Here is a 2,653-nt window from a genome sequence, read left to right on the forward strand (position 1 = left end):
ATTTGCACAAATTAAAATTGAACAAAATTTAATAAAAATAGAAAAAATAGGTTAAAAATTGAATAAAATTTAAATCTCAATAATTTCTGCCAACACTCTATGCATTCTCATTTATTAGTTTTAGTGGGTATAGAAATATTATTCTTTATTGAATTATCCTATTCTGGCTATAATGGCCGTTTATACGCATAATTAATAATTCGTATAATAATCATTATAATGCTCTTAAAGAAGCCCAAATCATTTGGACTAAAAAAATCACTGCTGGAAAATGAGAAAAACTTAAGTTTCTAGGAATTAAATAAAGGAGAAAAGTATAAATTAATTTTTCAACCTGATGATATCTTTCTTTTTTGATTAGGCATTTTTAAGCACGTATAATCATGCAAGCAAGTACTTGCATGCGAAAATGTTTATATATGACAAAAACATATTACATTAGTAATAAATAAATTACATTATGTAGAACTAAGTTTATATAAAAATAATTTTTATTTTAATAAACTATAAACTACTTTATTTGGAGTTGACAAAAAAATGAAAAAATCATATCTAATATTGTTAAATATATTTCTTATTTTAGCTAGTGTTTCTTGTACTTTTGCAAGTGACGATATAAACGATACTGTAAATGAGAATAGTGATAATGTTCAAGTTGATAATCCGACTGTACAGGTCACTATTGATGAAAATGATAATATTGATAATACAAACATGCTGGGTACCCTTGGTGGAAATACCACACCTGGTTCATATGATGATTTAAATGATGACATTCAGAATATCAATTCTGGTGATACTTTTGATTTTATAAGAGATTATGAATTTGATGCAGACGGTGTACCATTCTTGGATAGTCGTGTAATTGTAATTAATCAGGATAATATTATAATTAATGGTAATGGTCATACTATTGATGCTGGTGGATTAGATAATTTCGCAATATTTAATGTATTGGGAAATAATGTAGTAATTAAGAACTTAAAATTTATAAACAGTATACCTAGTAGTATACATGGCCCAAATATTAAACACACTGAATATAGAAAAATCCCAAGTCCAATAAGTTGGGAAGGAAACAGTGGAACAATACAAAATTGTGAATTTTATAATAACCGTGCAGTAAATGGCGGGACTATATCATGGACTGGAAACAATGGTAAAATAGATAACTGTTCATTTGAAAATAGCACTGCAACGGGAGTTGGTGGTGCAATATATATTGGAGGTATAAACAATACAATATCCAATTGTCAATTTTACAATTCAACTTCACTTTTATCAGATGTAATCTATGCAGATCGTAACAGAAAAAACCTTAGTTTTATAAATGATACTATTGGTGGTTTATGTTATATTGTTGATGGTTCTATATCTAATATTGATGTAGATTATCTCTACTATAGCCACACTGATTATGCATATGGAAATATATCTACACACCACGCTTATACTATGAATATAGTACCTTTCATATTCAAAGCTATAGTTACAGGCGTTACAAACAATAATGATTATTTCAAATATAATTCCTTATATAATAATATGACTGGTGATTTTACATTCAATATATTTGGTTATGATGAAGTATCAGCATCAAATTATGCTTTAGATTATCTTAAATCAATTCATATTAAATCTAATATTACAGATTTAAACCAAGTATTTCCAGAAATATTTAATGAAAACTACGAATATAGTATTTCACAAATTCTTATCACATATGTTTCTAATGCTGAAGACTATGAAAAGTTAAATCAATATAATTCACCGGGATTATGGTTTAACGAAGACGGTGAAAATGATATAACATCTAATAAGAAGTTAACAACTTTAAATAATGGTTTAAAAATTGTTTTCAAAGATAGTTTAACAATTAATTCTGCTACTACTTTTAATCCAAAAGATAAAGGATTTGATGTTATAACAATCATGGGTAATGATTCAAGAATCATGGGTGGAGCTGAAGATCGTGATGAGAAAAAATGGCTTGAGATGGATGCTTCTGATAAAATAATTGTTGTAAATGACTTAACTATTCAAGGATTTAACACTGCTGTTGAATGTTTACAGGGTACTTGTTATTTCAATAATGTTAACTTTGACTATAATCGTATGGATTACTTGATTGATAGAGACTGGGGTGCAGGAATTTTAAATACTGGTGTAGTAGTTTGTAATAACTGTACTTTCACAAATAATTATGCAAAAAATGGTGGTGCAATCTTTAACCAAGGATACTTATCCCTAGACAACTGTACATTTGTAGGAAATATTGCATATGGAGAAGGTAATAATGTCTGTGTTGGTGATGGTGGTATTGTAGTGATTAATGGTAAAAATATCACAAGTAACACAGATATTGTTTATATTGCTGAAAGTATGTCAAGTACAAAATCATTTTGGTTAACAATAGCTTCTTATGCTGCTTCATTTGTTGTTGGTTTTTTTGCTGGAATTATAACTGCTAATCCAGTTATAGGAATGGTTGTGGGAACAGTGTTAGGTGCTGGTATAGGTAGTGGTACTGCAGGTTATATTATTTCAGGCCATTATGATATTAATTATAATAGGGCACTAACATGTGCATATTTAATTGGTGGATCAGCTATAGCTGGTGCATTAGGTGGTGCATTAGGTGGACTTGTAGGAT

At 28.6% G+C, this 2,653-nt stretch carries 1 protein-coding gene; it reads left to right on the forward strand.

Annotation, left to right across the window (positions count from 1 at the left end; translation table 11 throughout):
* Positions 1-537: 537 nt before the first annotated feature.
* On the forward strand, positions 538-2,653 hold a 2,116-nt coding region (locus tag QZU75_RS12610; protein ID WP_296884181.1), incomplete at its 3' end, for a hypothetical protein.

The organism is uncultured Methanobrevibacter sp. (genome assembly GCF_902764455.1).
GTDB lineage: Archaea > Methanobacteriota > Methanobacteria > Methanobacteriales > Methanobacteriaceae > Methanocatella.